This is a genomic window from Methylobacterium sp. E-066 (assembly GCF_022829635.1).
Classification (GTDB): Bacteria; Pseudomonadota; Alphaproteobacteria; order Rhizobiales; family Beijerinckiaceae; genus Methylobacterium.
On sequence record NZ_JAKSYO010000125.1, the window covers coordinates 115,695 to 132,134 of the forward strand.

16 protein-coding genes, 1 tRNA gene and 1 riboswitch are annotated in these 16,440 nt (G+C 68.1%); of the genes, 9 read left to right on the forward strand and 8 right to left on the reverse strand.

What is annotated here, in order from left to right; all coding sequences use genetic code 11:
* Nucleotides 1-275: 275 nt before the first annotated feature.
* Nucleotides 276-965 carry a class I SAM-dependent methyltransferase gene (locus tag MKL20_RS18525; protein WP_244037897.1) on the forward strand — a complete coding sequence of 230 codons (690 nt, stop codon included), beginning with the start codon at nucleotides 276-278 and terminating at the stop codon, nucleotides 963-965.
* Between the two features lie 244 nt (nucleotides 966-1,209).
* Here MKL20_RS18525 and MKL20_RS18530 read toward each other — a convergent pair whose 3' ends face one another.
* The 4 genes from MKL20_RS18530 to MKL20_RS18545 form a co-directional block, all read right to left on the reverse strand.
* A complete protein-coding gene (locus tag MKL20_RS18530; protein ID WP_244037898.1) occupies nucleotides 1,210-1,851 on the reverse strand; it encodes a glycosyltransferase family 25 protein in 642 nt (213 codons plus the stop codon).
* 457 nt (nucleotides 1,852-2,308) lie between these two features.
* A complete protein-coding gene (locus MKL20_RS18535; protein ID WP_244037899.1) occupies nucleotides 2,309-3,628 on the reverse strand; it encodes an O-antigen ligase family protein in 1,320 nt (439 codons plus the stop codon).
* 261 nt (nucleotides 3,629-3,889) lie between these two features.
* A tRNA-Gly gene (locus MKL20_RS18540) sits at nucleotides 3,890-3,964 on the reverse strand.
* 190 nt (nucleotides 3,965-4,154) lie between these two features.
* Nucleotides 4,155-4,490, reverse strand: coding sequence for a flagellar protein FlaG (locus tag MKL20_RS18545; protein WP_244037900.1), 336 nt, complete (start codon nucleotides 4,488-4,490; stop codon nucleotides 4,155-4,157).
* A 368-nt stretch (nucleotides 4,491-4,858) separates the two neighbouring features.
* Between MKL20_RS18545 and MKL20_RS18550 the strand changes: the two genes are divergently transcribed.
* Complete coding sequence (locus MKL20_RS18550) at nucleotides 4,859-5,278, forward strand: hypothetical protein (protein WP_244037901.1); 420 nt, start codon at nucleotides 4,859-4,861, stop codon at nucleotides 5,276-5,278.
* A gap of 22 nt (nucleotides 5,279-5,300) precedes the next feature.
* Here the strand turns inward: MKL20_RS18550 and thiC are convergent, their stop codons facing one another.
* Nucleotides 5,301-7,187, reverse strand: a complete 1,887-nt coding sequence (thiC, locus tag MKL20_RS18555) for a phosphomethylpyrimidine synthase ThiC (protein ID WP_244037902.1) — start codon at nucleotides 7,185-7,187, stop codon at nucleotides 5,301-5,303.
* A 70-nt stretch (nucleotides 7,188-7,257) separates the two neighbouring features.
* A riboswitch (TPP riboswitch) is annotated at nucleotides 7,258-7,363 on the reverse strand.
* Nucleotides 7,364-7,520: 157 nt separating this feature from the next.
* Between thiC and MKL20_RS18560 the strand changes: the two genes are divergently transcribed.
* The 3 genes from MKL20_RS18560 to MKL20_RS18570 all read left to right on the forward strand — a co-directional run bounded on the left by MKL20_RS18560 (nucleotide 7,521) and on the right by MKL20_RS18570 (nucleotide 9,969).
* Nucleotides 7,521-8,405 carry an alpha/beta hydrolase gene (locus MKL20_RS18560; RefSeq protein ID WP_244037903.1) on the forward strand — a complete coding sequence of 295 codons (885 nt, stop codon included), beginning with the start codon at nucleotides 7,521-7,523 and terminating at the stop codon, nucleotides 8,403-8,405.
* A 22-nt stretch (nucleotides 8,406-8,427) separates the two neighbouring features.
* A complete protein-coding gene (locus tag MKL20_RS18565) occupies nucleotides 8,428-8,802 on the forward strand; it encodes an HNH endonuclease (protein ID WP_243965834.1) in 375 nt (124 codons plus the stop codon).
* 105 nt (nucleotides 8,803-8,907) lie between these two features.
* Complete coding sequence (locus tag MKL20_RS18570; protein WP_244037904.1) at nucleotides 8,908-9,969, forward strand: acyltransferase family protein; 1,062 nt, start codon at nucleotides 8,908-8,910, stop codon at nucleotides 9,967-9,969.
* 9 nt (nucleotides 9,970-9,978) lie between these two features.
* Here the strand turns inward: MKL20_RS18570 and MKL20_RS18575 are convergent, their stop codons facing one another.
* Together MKL20_RS18575 and MKL20_RS18580 are read right to left on the reverse strand one after the other, a co-directional pair.
* The gene (locus MKL20_RS18575) at nucleotides 9,979-10,224 is read right to left on the reverse strand and encodes a pilus assembly protein PilZ (protein ID WP_243965836.1); all 246 of its coding nucleotides are present in this window, start codon (nucleotides 10,222-10,224) and stop codon (nucleotides 9,979-9,981) included.
* A 107-nt stretch (nucleotides 10,225-10,331) separates the two neighbouring features.
* Nucleotides 10,332-10,814, reverse strand: coding sequence for a hypothetical protein (locus MKL20_RS18580; RefSeq protein WP_244037905.1), 483 nt, complete (start codon nucleotides 10,812-10,814; stop codon nucleotides 10,332-10,334).
* 190 nt (nucleotides 10,815-11,004) lie between these two features.
* On the opposite strand from MKL20_RS18580, the gene MKL20_RS18585 reads away from it, so the two are divergent.
* Nucleotides 11,005-11,379 (forward strand): ATP-dependent helicase, encoded by a 375-nt coding sequence (locus MKL20_RS18585; RefSeq protein ID WP_244037906.1) that lies wholly within the window; start codon nucleotides 11,005-11,007, stop codon nucleotides 11,377-11,379.
* A gap of 233 nt (nucleotides 11,380-11,612) precedes the next feature.
* On the opposite strand, the gene MKL20_RS18590 is transcribed toward MKL20_RS18585, so the two are convergent.
* Entirely contained in the window at nucleotides 11,613-12,563 is a 951-nt protein-coding gene (locus MKL20_RS18590; protein ID WP_244037907.1) for a cyclase family protein, read from the reverse strand.
* 319 nt (nucleotides 12,564-12,882) lie between these two features.
* Between MKL20_RS18590 and MKL20_RS18595 the strand changes: the two genes are divergently transcribed.
* The 3 genes from MKL20_RS18595 to MKL20_RS18605 all read left to right on the forward strand — a co-directional run bounded on the left by MKL20_RS18595 (nucleotide 12,883) and on the right by MKL20_RS18605 (nucleotide 16,306).
* A complete protein-coding gene (locus MKL20_RS18595) occupies nucleotides 12,883-13,251 on the forward strand; it encodes a VOC family protein (protein ID WP_244037914.1) in 369 nt (122 codons plus the stop codon).
* A gap of 60 nt (nucleotides 13,252-13,311) precedes the next feature.
* Entirely contained in the window at nucleotides 13,312-13,851 is a 540-nt protein-coding gene (locus MKL20_RS18600; RefSeq protein WP_244037908.1) for an AAA family ATPase, read from the forward strand.
* A gap of 274 nt (nucleotides 13,852-14,125) precedes the next feature.
* Nucleotides 14,126-16,306 (forward strand): transglycosylase domain-containing protein, encoded by a 2,181-nt coding sequence (locus tag MKL20_RS18605; RefSeq protein WP_244037909.1) that lies wholly within the window; start codon nucleotides 14,126-14,128, stop codon nucleotides 16,304-16,306.
* The last annotated feature ends 134 nt before the right edge of the window (nucleotides 16,307-16,440 follow it).

The window sequence follows — 16,440 nt, forward strand, 5'->3', positions numbered from 1 at the left end:
ATTGCTCTTGGCCGCCACGCGGCTGGCTCGGACTACCTCGTCAGTCTCGCCGCGCTCATCCGAATGGATAGCCTGCGCGGCCGAGGGGAGTCCTGCGAGATTGGCTCGGCACGCTCTCGTGGTCGGTGACGGGCCATGGGCGTCCGGAATGCGCGATTACGCTTGCGATCCGCTGACCATGACGACGGCGGTCTCGGACGATCGAGAACAATCGCTCCGGTTTCGCAATCGAAAAACCTTTGGAACCAAGAGATTTCAAGGCAGGAGGATACGGAATGCTGGTCATCAAGCAGAGCGCGGGCCGGTTTCTGGCCCATCGGCCTGCCCTGCGGTCGTCCATCAAGGAACTCGTGGAACTCGCCTTCTGGCGCAAGACCCTGTGGAAGTCGAAGGGACGCTTCTACAATGCCCACCTGGTCCCGTTCTACACGTCGTTCTTCGGCCTGGACCAAGGGTTCTACGCCGGCAAACGGGTTATCGACGTGGGCTGCGGCCCGGTCGGCAGCCTGGAATGGGCGACCGAGGCCCTGGAGCGCGTCGGCCTCGACCCGCTGGCCGATTCCTACGTGAAGCTCAATCGCGGGCGTCATCAGATGCGCTACGTCGCGGCGCCGAGCGAGAGCATCCCGTTCCCGAACGGCCGCTTCGATGTCGTGACCATGTTCAATGCCCTCGATCACGTCGAGGATGTCGACCAGACGATCGGCGAGCTGAAGCGTGTCTGCGCACCGGGCGGGACGATCCTGTTGATCGTCGAGATCAATCATCCGCCGACCGTCACCGAGCCGCACCTGCTAGGCCTGGACATCGTCGACAAGTTCGATGGGTTTTCCGTGGAGCGGAGCGAGGTGTTCGGGATCCGGGACGACCACAACGTCTACGGCAGCCTGACCGACCGGCACCCGTTTCCGGGCTCGGACAAGCCCGGCATCCTCTGCCTGCGGCTGACCAAGAAGCTGAACTGAGGCGGCGCGCTTCAGAGCGAGTCTGACGTCGCGATCTCGGTCGGAAGACGGTTCGGAGCCACGGATCTCCGAATCGCTCTCCTCAGAGGTGCCGGGCGATCGAAGATCGCTCGGCCTCGAAGGAGCCCGCCAGGGATCGCGGGAGCCTCTGGTGGGCTCCTGCGAGGCCCGCTGGCGCGGGTTCCTCAGGATGAGGGCGCGGGTCGGAAAGACGCGTCAAACAGACTCTCACCGGTTCTGTCCGCTATTGCGGTGACATGGTCCCGTAAGGCGAGGCTTCGTCCACGAAGGTCGTTTTTCCCGTCATCCGCGCGCTCATGAATTTGCGGCTGGCGGCCCACAGCGGCTGGAGCAATCGGCCGCCGGCCATGAGGCCGCGGCCGCCTTTCGATCCGGATGAGAAGATCGGGGCTTCGAAGGCTTTGAGCGCGACGGGGTTCGGCGACATCACCCGCGCCCGGCTGATCGCCTGACGCTGGTAGAAGAAGCCCCAATCGTTCGCAGCCGCAACCACCGGGCGGTTCGCCGCCAGGATGCCTTCCGCCGCCTGCCGGGTGATCACGTAGGCCGCATTCGCGCCGAGCCCGCCCATGCTCATCGGCAGGCATAGCCGGTAATCGCCGATCGAGACGGCATCGACGGTGCTGAACGCGGCGCGATGCTGCGGCCGATTGTGGAGCAGGACGACGTCGCCCCGGCGCAGGGTCGCCTCGACCCGGACCAGGATGTCGTGGATGTCGGGCGGAAGCACCGCGTCGTCCGCGACGATGAGCGCCCAGGGCAGCTTGCGGGCGATCATCGACTCATAGGCCGCCAGGTGGGAGAGGGCGCAACCAACCTGGCCTGGGCTCAGGCCGGAATCCGGTGCGGCGTCCCGACCGGCCACCGTCCCGTCGATGCCCAGAATCTCGAAGTCCGGCCCCCAGATCGTATGGAGATGCCGGGTAATATAGGCATGTCTCTCGCGGAACCGCGGGACGGATATTGCAATGCAGCACATCGCACCAACCTTCGATGGACGATATTGTGCAGAAGTTAACAATTTTGCAAGATATTTTAGCGCGAAAAATCAGTAATCGTCATACGTCGAAATTGCCTGTCCGGTATCGACCGGTATGCCGATGCGGTATCGATAGTTTCCAATCCGGATCTGCCGAATCGACAGGTTTGGGGTCGGAGTGTTCGAAATGCGATTGTCTTCGTGCTGACGCCGTGCCGGCGACAGGATCCGGTCAACATAAAAGTCGGTCTTCTCTTGCAAGATCCGGCGCCTGGCTCGGCTGCGTGCGCAGGAAAGATCTTGCCGGCGCAGCCTCGTGAACCGGGGTTGGATCAGCGCGCCGTCAGGTCTCCGGCCGGGTCCGCAGGACCGGCAGGATCGCTGCCAACAAGAATTGATGCAGCCCGTGATTCACGAAGAGCGGGCATTCGAAACAGATGAGGACGCTGAGCTGTGCCAGGAACAGGATCGGCCAAGCCTCGATATAGCCCGGCGATCGGGCGAAGTGCAGGATGACCCGGCGCGCCGTATCGAGCATCACGCCAGAAAAGACGAGCAGGCCGACGGTTCCGAACGCGACCGCGATGTCGATGAAGTTGTTATGGAAGAACCAGACCTTCTGCTTGGTGGTGAAGTGCAGGTAGGGCGCGGTCGTGATCGGGCTCTCCCAATAGGCCTTGTAGCCGATGCCGATGACGGGCTCCCGCCAGAACTGGTCGATGCCGAATTGCCAGAGGATCGTGCGGCCGGTCAGCGTCGTGTCCTTGCCGAGATCGGAGAGCAGGCTGGCGGACAGATCCGCCCCGTAGCTCGCGCCGACCAGGACGCCGATGCCCGCGAGTGCGATGGCGACGCCCAGGCAGAAGCCCGTGACCAGGTTTCCCTGTCGCCACGCCATGATGACGCTGAGCGGCGCAAGCCCCAGGACGCCGGCCATCAGGGCGGTCGCGGAATGAGACGAGGCGAGCAGCGCCAGAGCCCCCAGGAAGGCCACGCCCGTCAGAACCCGGTTCCAGCCCTGCAGGAACAGGGAGGCGGCGCAGAGCAGCTGGAGGCTCATCAGGCCCCCGAGCACGTTCTTGTGCGAGTAGACCCCGGACCATTCCCCGCTGAGGCCGCGGGTCATGCCGGGCGCGGCCACCCCCAGCACGACCGACAGGATCTGCCCCCCGAGAAGCCCCAGAAACACGATCCGGACGACCCCGGACAGTCCCACCGTGGCGCGCAGGGCGATGCCGGCCACGATTGTGGCGAGCAGCTGGAGGCCGTGATAGGCCGAGATGCCCGGGGTCAGGGACCAAGCCGCTGACAGGATGGCGAGCGCGGGCCAGAGCAGGATGATCGGCCGGCTCCCGAACAGGGTGCTGGCGAGATCGCGCCGCAGGACCAGGAAGGCGAGGGCTGCCAGATCGGCGCCCATCCAGATCGCCTTATCGAGCCCCGGAAGCTGGACCTGCTCGCCGCTCACCGGCGCCAGCATGATCAGCAGGATCCAGGGGATCGCTGCGGCCCCGAGCCGCGGCAGCGCCTCCGCGCGACGGCGCCGCCGCGCGGGGCGGGCCGCCTGCCGGCCGGAGATGTCGCCAGGGCCATCGAGCGGAAGCCAGGCCAGCGGCGCGCGCCCCCCCGGCCCGAAGCCCGCCATGTCTCGCCGAACCGCCATCGCACCCAGCCCCAGACTTTCCGAGCGCCCGCGCCAGCGGCTCCGTACGGACGAGGACTCTAACCGAGCCCACCGCCCGGCCGATTCCGCCAAACGAGGTAGGCCGGCTCGCTCGGCCGGCTGGCAGCAAGGCCGTGAGAAGGACTTTGAGGGGGAGAATGCACGGGTAAAACGCCCCTCGACCCGGTTTTGACCGGGTATCAAGGAGCGGAGCAGCGCCCTCCGGAAGGCGCTTTTCCATAATAATTTGGGACAGTTAGATGGAGCGGGCGATCGGGATCGAACCGACGACATTCAGCTTGGGAAGCTGACGTTCTACCACTGAACTACGCCCGCGGACACGGCCGGTGCGGTAGTCTCGCGCCCACGAGGCCGGGGCCTCGCGGGTGCTCCGTGCGCCCGTGTACGAGAGCGATCTAGCAGCCCACCGACGAGTCCGTCAAACACGGTTTTTCGGTTTCCGTATGGCTGCGTGTTCCCAGGTCGGACTGGGGCCAATGGAGCCGCCTCGGCCTGAGCGGGGGGCTCAGGCGATCCGGGACAGGTTCCCCGCGGCGGCGTGCGATTCGCGGGCGGCGTCGTAGGCCCGGTTGCGCAGGGCCGTCTCGCTGGGCAGTTGCTCGACGACGTTGCCGGACCGGGAGTCGACCACCTGGAACACGATCGAGCTCGTGTCCGGATCCTGGATGTAGCGCGCCTTGTCGCCGGTCGGGGCGATGTCGAGCTTGACCGCCGGCTCCAGCGGCGCGGTGGCGGCCTGGGCCGGCGTCGTTTCCTGGGTGGCGGCCGGGGCGGCCGACGCCGCGAGCGATTCGAGACCCTGCGGCCCCGGCGTCGTCGCGTTGAGCGGACGGATATCCATGGCTGATCTCCTGCGATCCTGTGATCGAGGGATTCAGCGGTTCTGCCGCCTAAGCGTCCGTTAACGGCGCCCGTCGGCGCAGGGGATGGTTGCGCGGTAGCCCAAGTCGCGATGAAGATCCCGTTACCGGAAAGGCGTCATTTCGCGATTCGTCCGGTCTTTGATCCCTCGTGCCGCGCGGATGGGGCGATCCGTGTCGCGGTTGCGCCACGGGGCACGGCACGCGTCCGGAGGTATCCATGCGCTGGACCCGAATGGCGATGGCGCTTCTGGTTGCGGCGTTTGCCGAGGCACCAGCGGGCAGCGTGCAGGCGCGATCAGGATTATCACCCCGGGAGGCGTTCATCCGGCAGCATCGCTGCGAGGTCGTGGCGCGCCTCGACGCGATCCATCGGCGCGGACCCATCGAAACGTCGCGTGATCGCTTCATCGTCGTGGCGCTACGCGATCGGCCGATGCACTACGTCCAGTGCATCTTCCAGCCCTTCGATACCGCGATGCTGTGCGAAGCCTCGTCGGGCGCCTACGGCCCTGGCGCACCCGGGCAGCCGGCCTTTCAGCTTCACCCCCGATCCCAGGCGGCCCTCCACGCCCTCCACTTTGTTCAGGCCGACGCCCGGGAAAATTTCTCACGCACCGTCATCCTCGGAGATCCTCCCGATGTCGGCATCGCCGCCGAACTGATGCTCGCGGCGCTCTACGATGCCTACGGGGCCGAGCCGGACTCGGCGATCGCGATCATGGCTCCGCGCGGCGGCGGCGCCGGATGCGGCACGCCCACGTCCTGAGCGGACGGGGCGTGCCGGCTCCTCATTCGGCCGCGTCGATGTAGAGCTTGCCGCCTTCGGCCAGGAACTCCTGCGACTTCGCCCGCATGCCAGCCTCGGCCTCGGCCTTGGACATCGCGGGTGCAGCGCCCACGACCTCGCCGGCCTCCTCCATCGCCAGCACCTCGGCGCGCAGGTCCTGCGTGATCTTCATCGAGCAGAATTTCGGCCCGCACATCGAGCAGAAATGCGCGACCTTGTGGGCGTCCTTGGGCAGGGTCTCGTCGTGGTAGCGGCGGGCCGTATCCGGATCGAGGCCCAGGTTGAACTGGTCCTCCCAGCGGAAGTCGAACCGGGCACGGCTGAGCGCGTCATCGCGCAGCTGCGCGGCCGGGTGGCCCTTGGCGAGGTCGGCGGCGTGGGCGGCGATCTTGTAGGTGATCACGCCGGTCTTCACGTCGTCCCGGTCCGGGAGCCCGAGATGCTCCTTCGGGGTGACGTAGCAGAGCATCGCGGTGCCGAACCAGCCGATCATGGCGGCGCCGATGCCCGAGGTGATGTGGTCGTAGCCCGGGGCGATGTCGGTTGTCAGCGGGCCGAGGGTGTAGAACGGCGCCTCGCCGCATTCCCGCAGCTGCTTCTCCATGTTGACCTTGATCTTGTGCATCGGCACGTGGCCGGGGCCCTCGATCATCACCTGGCAGCCCTTGTCCCAGGCGATTTTGGTGAGCTCGCCGAGCGTCTCCAGCTCACCGAACTGCGCGGCGTCGTTGGCGTCGGCGATCGAGCCCGGGCGCAGGCCGTCGCCGAGCGAGAACGACACGTCGTAGGCCCGCATGATGTCGCAGATCTCGTCGAAATGCTCGTACAGGAACGATTCCCGGTGCCCGGCCAGGCACCAGCGCGCCATGATCGAGCCGCCGCGCGAGACGATGCCGGTGACCCGCCGGGCGGTCAGCGGCACGTAGGCCAGCCGCACGCCGGCATGGATGGTGAAGTAGTCGATGCCCTGCTCGGCCTGCTCGATCAGCGTGTCCTTGAACACTTCCCAGTCGAGCTTGAGCGGATCGCCGCCGACCTTCTCGAGCGCCTGGTAGATCGGCACGGTCCCGATCGGCACCGGGCTGTTGCGGATGATCCACGAGCGGATGTTGTGGATGTTGCGGCCGGTGGACAGGTCCATGACCGTGTCGGCGCCCCAGCGGATCGACCAGACCAGCTTTTCCACCTCCAACGCGGCCGACGACGTGACCGCCGAGTTGCCGATATTGGCGTTGATCTTGACCAGAAAATTCCGGCCGATCGCCATCGGCTCCAGCTCGGTGTGGTTGATGTTGGCCGGGATGATCGCCCGGCCGCGGGCGATCTCGTCGCGCACGAATTCGGGGGTGATGAACGGCGGCACGGAGGCCCCGAAGCTCTGGCCGTCGGCGAGCGTCGCCTCGGCGCCGGCCAGCATCGCGTCGCGGCAGGCGTTCTCGCGGTGGGCGACGTAGATCATCTCCTCGGTGATGATCCCGGCGCGGGCGAACTCGTACTGCGTCACCATCTGGCCAGGACCGGCCTTGCGGATCGTGCGGGCGGCGGGGCAGGGGGCCACGAGCTTGTCGCCAGCGAAGCCGTTATCCTCGGGCTTGACCGCCCGGGGCTCGACCGCGGTGTAGCCGCGCGCCGCGATCCAGGGCTCCCGCACGCCGGGCAGGCCGGCGGTGAGGTCGATGCGGGCGTCGGTCTCGGTATAGGGGCCCGACGGATCGTAGACCCGCACCGGCTCCTCTTTCGGATCGGACAGGACGATCTCGCGATAGGGCACGCGGATATCCGACCGCCCGGCCGGGCTCGCATAGACCTTGCGCGATCCGGTGACCGGACCCGTGGTCACGGTCTCCGGGCTGCCTTTCACGTCCTTGGGGAGAACGGGTGCGTTCATCGTGGGCCTCTCCTCGTGTTGGAGCGCTCCGGACCACGCGATGGCTGAGATGAGATCCGGCCGCACGCATGCAGCCGCAGGTTCCCGTCCCTCCGCCGGTATGAGCCGGATCAGGTTCAAGGGTCAGGGCAGCGTGCCCAATCTCAGCCCTCTACAGGGCCCCCCTCGGAACGGTTCAAGACTCGGCCCCGTCAAAGGGTTTGTCAATGCTGTGGTGCGGGGAGGGGCTGACAGGATCGCGCGGTTCGGTGCAGGGCTTTGAGCGGATCGCCAAACGAAGCATCGCCGAAAACGCACGGCTGCCCAGCCTCCGATCGGCCTCGCCTCCTAAAGATGGGCGAAACGCGGCTATCCAAGTCTCTCAGCCTAATCCCCAAAAAATGCATCCTACTTCTGCTGCTGGCCATCGTGGCCCTGGTCTATCTGGCCGCGCTGGTGGCTCTGGCCGTGTTCCAGCGGCGGCTGATCTATCCGGGGGCGGCTTGGGCCGGTGAGGCGGCAGGCGACCGGTTTGCCCCGCCCGGGACCGAGCCGATCACCCTGACCACCGAGGATGGCGAGCGGCTGTTCGCCCTGTGGCGGGCGCCGCGGCCGGGATGCGGGGTGGTGGTGAGCTTCCACGGCAACGGCTCCCGGCCCGAGCCGCATGCGGCCCGCTTCGCCGCCGATCCCTGGCTTTCGGCCGGCTGGGGCGTGTTGGCGCCGGCCTATCGCGGCTATCCCGGCTCGACCGGATCGCCGAGCGAGGACGGGTTGATCCGCGACGGGCTGGCGGCAATCGCGGCCGCGATGGCGCGTGCGCCGGGCGCGCCGATCCTGCTGCACGGGCATTCCCTGGGAGCGGCCGTCGCAGTGGCGATGGCCGAGCGTATCGCGTCGGTCGGGCTCTATCTCGAAGCGCCGTTCGACTCCCTCACCCACACCGTGCGGCTGCATGTCCCGCTGGCCCCGTCCTGGCTCCTGCGCGACACCTACCGCTCGGACCTGCGCATCCGCGGCGGGACCGAGCCGGTCCTGATCGTCCAGGGCAAAGACGACCCGGTGGTGCCGGCCAAGCTCGCCCGGGCGCTGGCCGCGGCGGCGGGACCCCGGGCGCGGTTCGCGCTTATCCCGGGCGACCACGTCTCGATCTTCGGGATCCGGGACCGCGAGGCCGAGGCGGCGTTTCGCGGGCGCGTCGGGCCAGCCTGTCTCGCTGCGGACAGCGCCGTGCCCTGATCGGGATGGAAGGAGGGATCGCTTGGTCGGACGCCGCTCCCGGCGCTGGAACGCCGACGATCCGGATATGCCGGGCGCCGCCCCCCGGGCGGATCCGGTCTGCCCGCTCTGCGGCCGGCCGATCCCGCCGCGCGCCCGCTCCAGCCTGCATCACCTCACCCCGAAGCTGAAGGGCGGGACCCACCAGGGCACGGTGCGGCTGCATCAGATCTGCCATTCGGCGATCCATGCCCGCTACAGCGAGGCCGAGATTGCCAAGCGCCTCGCCGATGTCGAGGCGCTGCGGGCCGATCCCGAGATCGCGCGCTTCCTGGTCTGGATCCGCGGCAAGCCCGACGATTTCCACGCCGCCACCCGCATGACCCGCGATCGCCGGACGGGCCGGCGCCGGGATTGAGCCGGCCGTTTACCCGGCGCTCAGCACGTCCGCAGGTTCCGCGGCCTGGCATGCAGCCCCGTCAACCTTGCCGCTCCACACTCGCCTCGGTCGCGGAGTTGAACGATGGGCGGGGTAGGGGACGGCCGGCTGGCCTGGGTCGATGTCGCCAAGGGGATCTGCATCCTCTTGGTGGTGATGATGCATTCCGTCATCGGCACCGGCGCCGCGATGGGCGGGGAGGGGTTCCTCCACCCGGTGGTGGCCTTCGCCAAGCCGTTCCGGGTCCCGGATTTCTTCCTCCTGTCCGGCCTGTTCCTGGGCCGGGTCATAGACCGGGATTGGCGCCTGTTCGCCGACCGCCGGGTGGTGCATTTCGCGTACTTCTACCTGCTCTGGCTCGTGATCCAATCGGCGGCCCGTTACGGCAGCATCGTCGGCGAATCCGGGCCTGGGGCCTTCGCCGCGCATCTCGCCCATGCGCTGGTCGAGCCGTATTCCAGTCTGTGGTTCGTCTACCTGCTGGCCGTATTCTCGGTGGTGACCAAGGCCCTGCGCCGGTGCCCGGGGGCGCTCCTGCTCGGCGGCGCCGCCCTGCTGCAGATCGCCGACATCCGGAGCGATGCGACCCTGATCGAGGAATTCTGCGGCCGCTACGTCTACTTCGTTGCAGGCTACCTGTTCGCGAGCCGGATCTTCGCCCTGGCCGACGTGGCGCGCCGGCATGTCGGCCTCGCGCTCGGCGGCCTCGCCGCCTGGGCTATCCTGGAAGGCTGGCTCGCCCTGACGCCGGCCGGGAGCCCGGTCTACCCGACCCTCGCCACCCTGCCGCTGGTCAGCCTCGCCCTCGGGGCGGCCGGCGCTTTGGCGATCGTGGTCGCGGCGGCGCTGATCGAACGGGCGGGCGGTGTCGTGGCCGAGGCCCTGCGGACCTGCGGCCGGCGCTCGATCGTGATCTATCTCGCCTTTTCGCTACCGATGGCCGCGATCCGGGAAGTCCTGGTCCGCACTGGGCTCGTCCCAGATATCGGCCTCGCCGGCCTGATCGTGATGGCCGCGGCCCTGCTGCTGCCGCTGGCCCTGGAACGGATGGTGCGGGACACGCCACTCAAGCTGCTGTTCGTGCGCCCAAAACTGTTCCGGCTGGCGGCCGGGCCGCGCTCGCGCTCCACCCTGGCGACGACGTGAGCGAGCGGTTCAGCCCTCGAAGGCGACGCCGATGCGACGGCTCTTCCGCCACGCCACCGCGGCCGGCCGCGGATCGGCGCCATCGGTGAGGCGGATCGGGAAGCGGTCGGGCACCGCCTGATCGCTCTCGACCTCGATCTGGGCGCCCGTCTCGGTCGCGTCCCAGACCAGGCAGCCGACTTCGCCGCAGGCGAGCAGCAGCGTGCCGAACGTGAACGCATTCTTGCGGAATGCCCCGCGGCGATCCTCCGTCATCGCTCTCTCCACCCGGCCCGCGACGCCATGGCTCGCAGACCGGACGATGCCGGAGGGTGGTTAACAGCCCGGATATGGTGGGGCGACTGTTTTGGGCCGCAAAACGATCAATACTCGTCCCGGTCGTCCCGGTAGCTGCGCCGCCGCGGAACGTCGTCATCGTCGTCGTAGGACCGGCGCGGCCGCGGGCGGTCGTAGTCCCGGCCGTAGCGGTCGTCGTCGCGCCGCCGATAATCGTCGCGTCGGCGGTCGTCGTAATCGTCGTTGCGGTCCCGGGGGGCGACACCGCCGCCGCGGGTCTCGCTCAGGCGCGGCGCGTACCAGCAACTCTTCGGCTGGCCCGGGGCGGGGTCGCCGAACGTCTGGCTGTTGCACGGGACCATGCCGCCCTGCGGAAACGGCCGGCCGTTGGTCTTGCCGGGCACGCCGTAATAGACGTTGGTGGGGTAGGGCATCCGGCAGACCCCGCCATCCTGGGCGCAGGCGACCAGATTCACCGTGTCGAGCTGCTCGACCCGCGCCGACGCCGGCCCCACCAGCACCGAACCGAGCAAGAGGCCCCCCAGGGCCACGGCAATCCTGCAACGCACGTCGTCGATCCCTTTTTTACCGATGAGCGCGGCCTCGATATCGCGGCGCGGTGGCTTCCGGCTAGAGCCCGGCACCGGTATGGCGAACCCATGACGGTCCGCACGCGGTCGCAGGCCGAGGTCGAAGCTTTTGTGACAGGGATCGGGCGCGCGCCGGGTTGTCCACCGGGAGGCGCGCCGGGAGGACACCATGCGGGATGCGTCGGCGCAGGAGCTCATGATCCTCAGCGCGCTGCAGGAATGCCGGCTCCAGCTGGAAACCGCCCGCCGGGACGAGGCGAGCCGGGCCGTCGTCCGCCTCGAACTCGATGCGGCCCTGCAACGCGAGGAGGCGTTGAAGACCGAGATCGTGCACGAGCGGGAGCGCACCGAGGCGGTGCGGGTCGTCCTGCTGGCGCTCACGGCCAGCATCGGCCGGTTCGGCCTGCGCCGGAAGCTGTTCACGGCGCGCATCGCCCGCCTCGGCCGCGAGACGCCGGATTCCGGCCCGCAATCGGTCCGGCATCCGGTTCTGCTCGCCGAGGCGCGGCGGGTGCTGGGCCAGGATCCGACGGCGGCCGGTTGAGGGGCCGATTGCCCAGAGCCGCCATCGGGCGGGACGCGCAGCGAAGCGTTCTGCGCACACCCGGCCGGGCCCAGGCCCGTTTCCTCCCCCCGCAGCGGGTCGAGCCAGGACGGGATTTCGGAGCATGAAACGGGATGCCCGACGCGAATCCGCCGTCCGGACGGGGGCCGCCATCGAACGGAGTTCCCCATGCATCGCATAACCGATCGCGGACGCTCGGCGATGGCGGCGGGTCAACGGATCCGCATGCCCGCCGCCGGATCGAAGTGCAGGGGTTTGTCCGATTTGGGCAGCGGCGCATCGGCGGAGCCGATCGCGACGCCATGCGGCCAGTCCGGCGGACAGATGGCGACGTAGCGCGCGTAGCCCCCGGTGCCGCCGCCGAACTTCGGATAGCCGATCGCGACAAGCGCGCCGACCTCGGGCACTTGGTCGAGATGAGCGACGCCCTCCGCCTGGGCGTAACCGTTGTGCATGAGCCAGTGCTCGCCCTCCAGCGTGGGCGTCGAGTCGGTGTCCAGCGGCTCGTGGCCGTGGAACAGGATCTTGCGCTCCAGGTGCAGGAACTTGAGTGCGGCGAGCGAGACGCCGGGGAACTGCTTCAGGGTCGCAAGCGCCGGGTCCGGCCAGCGCTTCGACCAGTCGGAGCGCACGAAGACCACGGCGCCCTCAGGGATACGGCCGTGGGCCGCCTCCCAACGCGCGATGTCGGCGACCTGGAGCGCGTAGTTCGGGTCCGCCCGCACGGGATCCACGATCGAGATCACGACGAGCGGACGCACCGCGTAGGTCGGAGGAAGCTCGTCGATGGCGGGGTATTCAGGCGCCCAATGCGCGGGCGGATCGAGTTGGGTGCCGAGCTGATCGGTGGCGAGCCGGTATTGCGTCGCCTCGAAGCCGTTCTTCTCGAAGGTGAAGGCCTCGCCCCGCTTCGCGAAATCCGGGAGGTCGGCTCCGGCTTGCGCCGGTGCGAACGTGGAGGGACCGAAGCCCGCCCAGACCGGGATCGAGGGCGTGATGGTATAGGTGAGATCGACGTACTTCGCGCGCTTCAAGGCGGTCTCGTAGACCGTCCAGAGGGCGGTGTCGTCCGCCGCGCCCGCCGGTGCGCCGAGGAGCGCGAGCCCCACCACAGCGCAGGGGAGCCGGCTGGCGAGCGTTCGATGCCAGGCGGCGCTTGCCAAGCAGCCTCGCGTCGGCCCGCCCGCGCTTCGCGCGCTCAGCGTCGTGCTGGATCGCAGGTTGTGGACGCAGAACCGCAGGACCCCTTTGCGAAACCTGCGCAGGGCGTTCGATGGCGGTCGAAACATGGATTCGGTTTCCGATCTGCCCTGGCATGTTTGCAGCGCCGATTAAGACCTGAAACGCGACCGTCGCAAATCCCCCACCCGCTTCGTTTGAACAGCTTCCAAGACGTTTCAAAGAGCTTCCGGCTTGTCCTCAAGCAGACGTAGCATGCGCCGGATGATCATCGGATCCGGCTCCCCGTTCTTGGAATGCGCCATGCCTGTCCTGCGTCTCGATCATGTTCAACTGGCCATGCCAGCCGGCGAAGAGGACCGCGCAGCTGCCTTCTATGCTGGCATGCTCGGCATTCCCCGGGTCGCGAAGCCTCCCCATCTCGCCGCACGAGGCGGATGCTGGTTCGAGCGCGAGGGGTTGAAGATCCATTTGGGTGTCGAGACGCCGTTTCTGCCGGCCCGTAAGGCGCATCCCGCATTCGTCGTCGCAGACCTTCCCGGATTTGTCGCGCGCCTCCAGGCGCACGGCTATCCTGTCGTGGAGGACCAGCCCTTGGAGGGCTATGAGCGTCGCTATGTCGATGATCCATTCGGCAATCGGATCGAACTCATGGAAGCCCGTTCCCGGTAGATTCCTGCGAGTCGGTCCTTCCGGTTACAACCGAACCTTGAATCCTCGGAGGCGGACGTTGTGACGAGCGGGCTGGCCTATCGGCGCCATATCGTGCTTTCCGGTTGCTCTGGCGGTGGCAAGTCCAGCCTCCTCGCCGAGCTTGCGCGCCGAGGATTTCAAACCGTACCGGAGCCCGGTCGCCGGATTGTCGAGGACGAACTGCGCGGCGCAGGACACGCGCTTCCCTGGACGGATCTCGCTGCCTTCGCGAAGCGAGCGATCGAGATGGCCTCCCAGGACCGGGAGGACGCGGCGGCGTCGGACGGCTGGGTCTTCTTCGATCGTGGTTTCGTAGACGCGGCCGTGGCCCTCCGGCATGCGACCGGTGAAACCGCTCTTCTGGACCAACACGAACGCTATCAGGCCATGGTTTTCCTGGCGCCTCCATGGCGAGAAATTTACGGTCTCGATAACGAGCGCCGATACAGCCTGGATGCTGCGATCGCCGAGTATGATCGCCTCCGCGTTGCCTACGGTGAGCTCGGATACGAGACGGTCATTCTGCCGAAGGTCGGGGTCGGCGAGAGGGCGGATTTCGTCCTGCGCTGCCTTCGTTGACCGCCTGAGATGGCCGCTGTCCTCACCGACGCGGCGCGGCGGCCTCACCGTCGGCCGCCCATCCGCTTAACCGGTTGGACACCGTGTTGCCCCAAGCTGACCCCAGGGTCGCCATCGGAAACGGTGACGATCCGTAGCGCAATCGCGGTCGAGGCGCGGTGATGATCGATCGTCAGGTCCGTCCTCCCCGCTAAACCGCCGCATTTAGCGTGCGGTAACCGGGCTGCACCGCAATGCACGCGCGTCGGTGTCGGATCGTTCGAAGACGGGATGCATGGCCAAGGGTCGGGGCAGGATGGAGCCGAATTTCGACGTGCCGGAAGGGCGCGTCCGGGATCGCGGCGAACTCGACCTGCGCCTGTCCCGGGACGACCGGGCCGGGACAGGAGAGCGCGTGGGCAAGCGAGCGGACGAGACGGCGCGGGCCCCCACCAAGACGACGGCGCGCCGGTCCCAAAAAAAGTCTGGCCGGCGGCGGCGCTCGTGGCTCGGCCGGATCGTCTACGGCACCGTGGTGCTCGGCCTGTGGGCGGTGATCGGCATCGCCGGGCTCATCGCCTACCACGCCTCGCAGCTGCCGCCGATCGACCAGCTGGCGGTGCCCAAGCGCCCGCCCAACATCGCCATCCTGGCGAGCGACGGCTCGTTGCTCGCCAACCGGGGTGAGACCGGCGGCCGGGTGGTCTCGATCAAGGAGCTGCCGCCCTATCTGCCGCGGGCCTTCGTGGCGATCGAGGACCGGCGTTTCTACCAGCATTTCGGCGTCGATCCGGTGGGCATCCTCCGGGCGATCGGCCAGAACCTGACCCGGCGCGGCGTGGCGCAGGGCGGCTCGACGCTCACCCAGCAGCTCGCCAAGAACCTGTTCCTGACGCCCGAGCGCTCGGCCTCGCGAAAAATCCAGGAGGCGATCCTCGCCCTGTGGCTTGAGCACAAGTACAGCAAGGACGAGATCCTCGAACTGTACCTGAACCGGGTCTATTTCGGCGCCGGCGCCTACGGTGTCGAGGCTGCGGCGCAGCGCTATTTCGGCAAGCCCGCCAAGGAGGTGTCGCTGGCCCAGGCCGCAATGCTCGGCGGCCTCGTGCAGGCGCCCTCGCGTCTGGCGCCGAACCGCAACCTGCCCGCCGCCCAGGCGCGGGCCGCGCAGGTGCTCGCCGCCATGCAGGAACTCGGCTTCGTGCCGGCGCAGGATGCCAAGGTGGCGCTGGCCCAGCCGGCCCGGCCCGCCAACGCCCGCGGCGGCGGCTCGGCCAACTACGTCGCCGACCTCGTGATGGATGTGCTCGACGATTACGTCGGCAAGTTCGACACCGACATCACGGTGCAGACCACCGTGGATACGGGACTCCAGGCCCTGGCCGAGAAAGCGCTCACCGACGAGCTGAACGCCAGGGGTACGCGGTTCAATGTCGGCCAGGGTGCCCTGGTCTCGATGCGGCCCGATGGGGCGATCCGCGCCCTGATCGGCGGGCGTGACTACGCCCAGAGCCAGTTCAACCGGGCGACCACGGCCAAGCGCCAGCCCGGCTCCTCGTTCAAGCCGTTCGTCTACCTCGCCGCCGTGGAGCACGGGGCCACTCCCGAAACGGTCAAGGACGACGCGCCGATCCGGATCGGCAACTGGGCGCCGGAGAACTACTCCCACCGCTACGACGGGCCGGTCACCCTGCGCACGGCGCTGGCGCATTCGCTCAACACAGTGGCGGTGCGGCTCGGCCAGGAGGTCGGCCCGAAGACGGTGGTGCAGACGGCGCAGCGGCTGGGCATCACCTCGCCGCTCCAGGCCAACGGCTCGATCGCGCTCGGCACCTCCGAGGTGACCCTGCTGGAGATGGTGGGCGCCTACGGGGCCTTCGCCAATGGCGGCACCGGGGTGATCCCCTACGTGGTCACCTCGGTGAAGAGCGCCGCCGGCACGGGGCTGTACAAGCGCTCCGACAACGGCCTCGGCCGGGTCATCGACGCCAATGCCGACGGCATGATGAACGCCATGATGCACGAGACCTTCGTCTCGGGCACCGCCAAGAAGGCTGACATCCCGGGCTGGGAGCTCGCGGGCAAGACCGGCACCACCCAGGATTTCCGAGACGCCTGGTTCATCGGCTATTCGGGCACCCTCGTCACTGGGATCTGGCTCGGCAACGACGACGGCGAGCTGACCAAAAAGGTCACCGGCGGCAACCTGCCGGCGGAGATCTGGAAGACCTACATGACCCAGGCGCTCAAAGGCCAGAACCCGGTGCCGCTGCCGGGCCTGAACCGCTGGCGCAAGCCGCCGCCCGAGACCACCGCCTCGGTGGCGAGCGCGGCGCCGAGCGCCCCGACCGACATCCTCGGCCAGATCTTCGGGGATCCGGCCGCCCAGGCGCCCCGCCAGCAGGCCCCGGCGCGTCGGGCCGCGCCGAAGGATGACCGCAACTTCGTCGAGAAGCTGTTCGGGATCGGGGACTAGGTCGTGAACCCATAACGGGTGGCACGGTTTGGTCGGGGCGTCGTTGGTTCTTCGAATGGAGGACCGAGGATGGCGCGGTTTGACCTGACGGATGCAGAGTGGGCGGTGATCGAGCCGGTTCTGCCGACGGACGT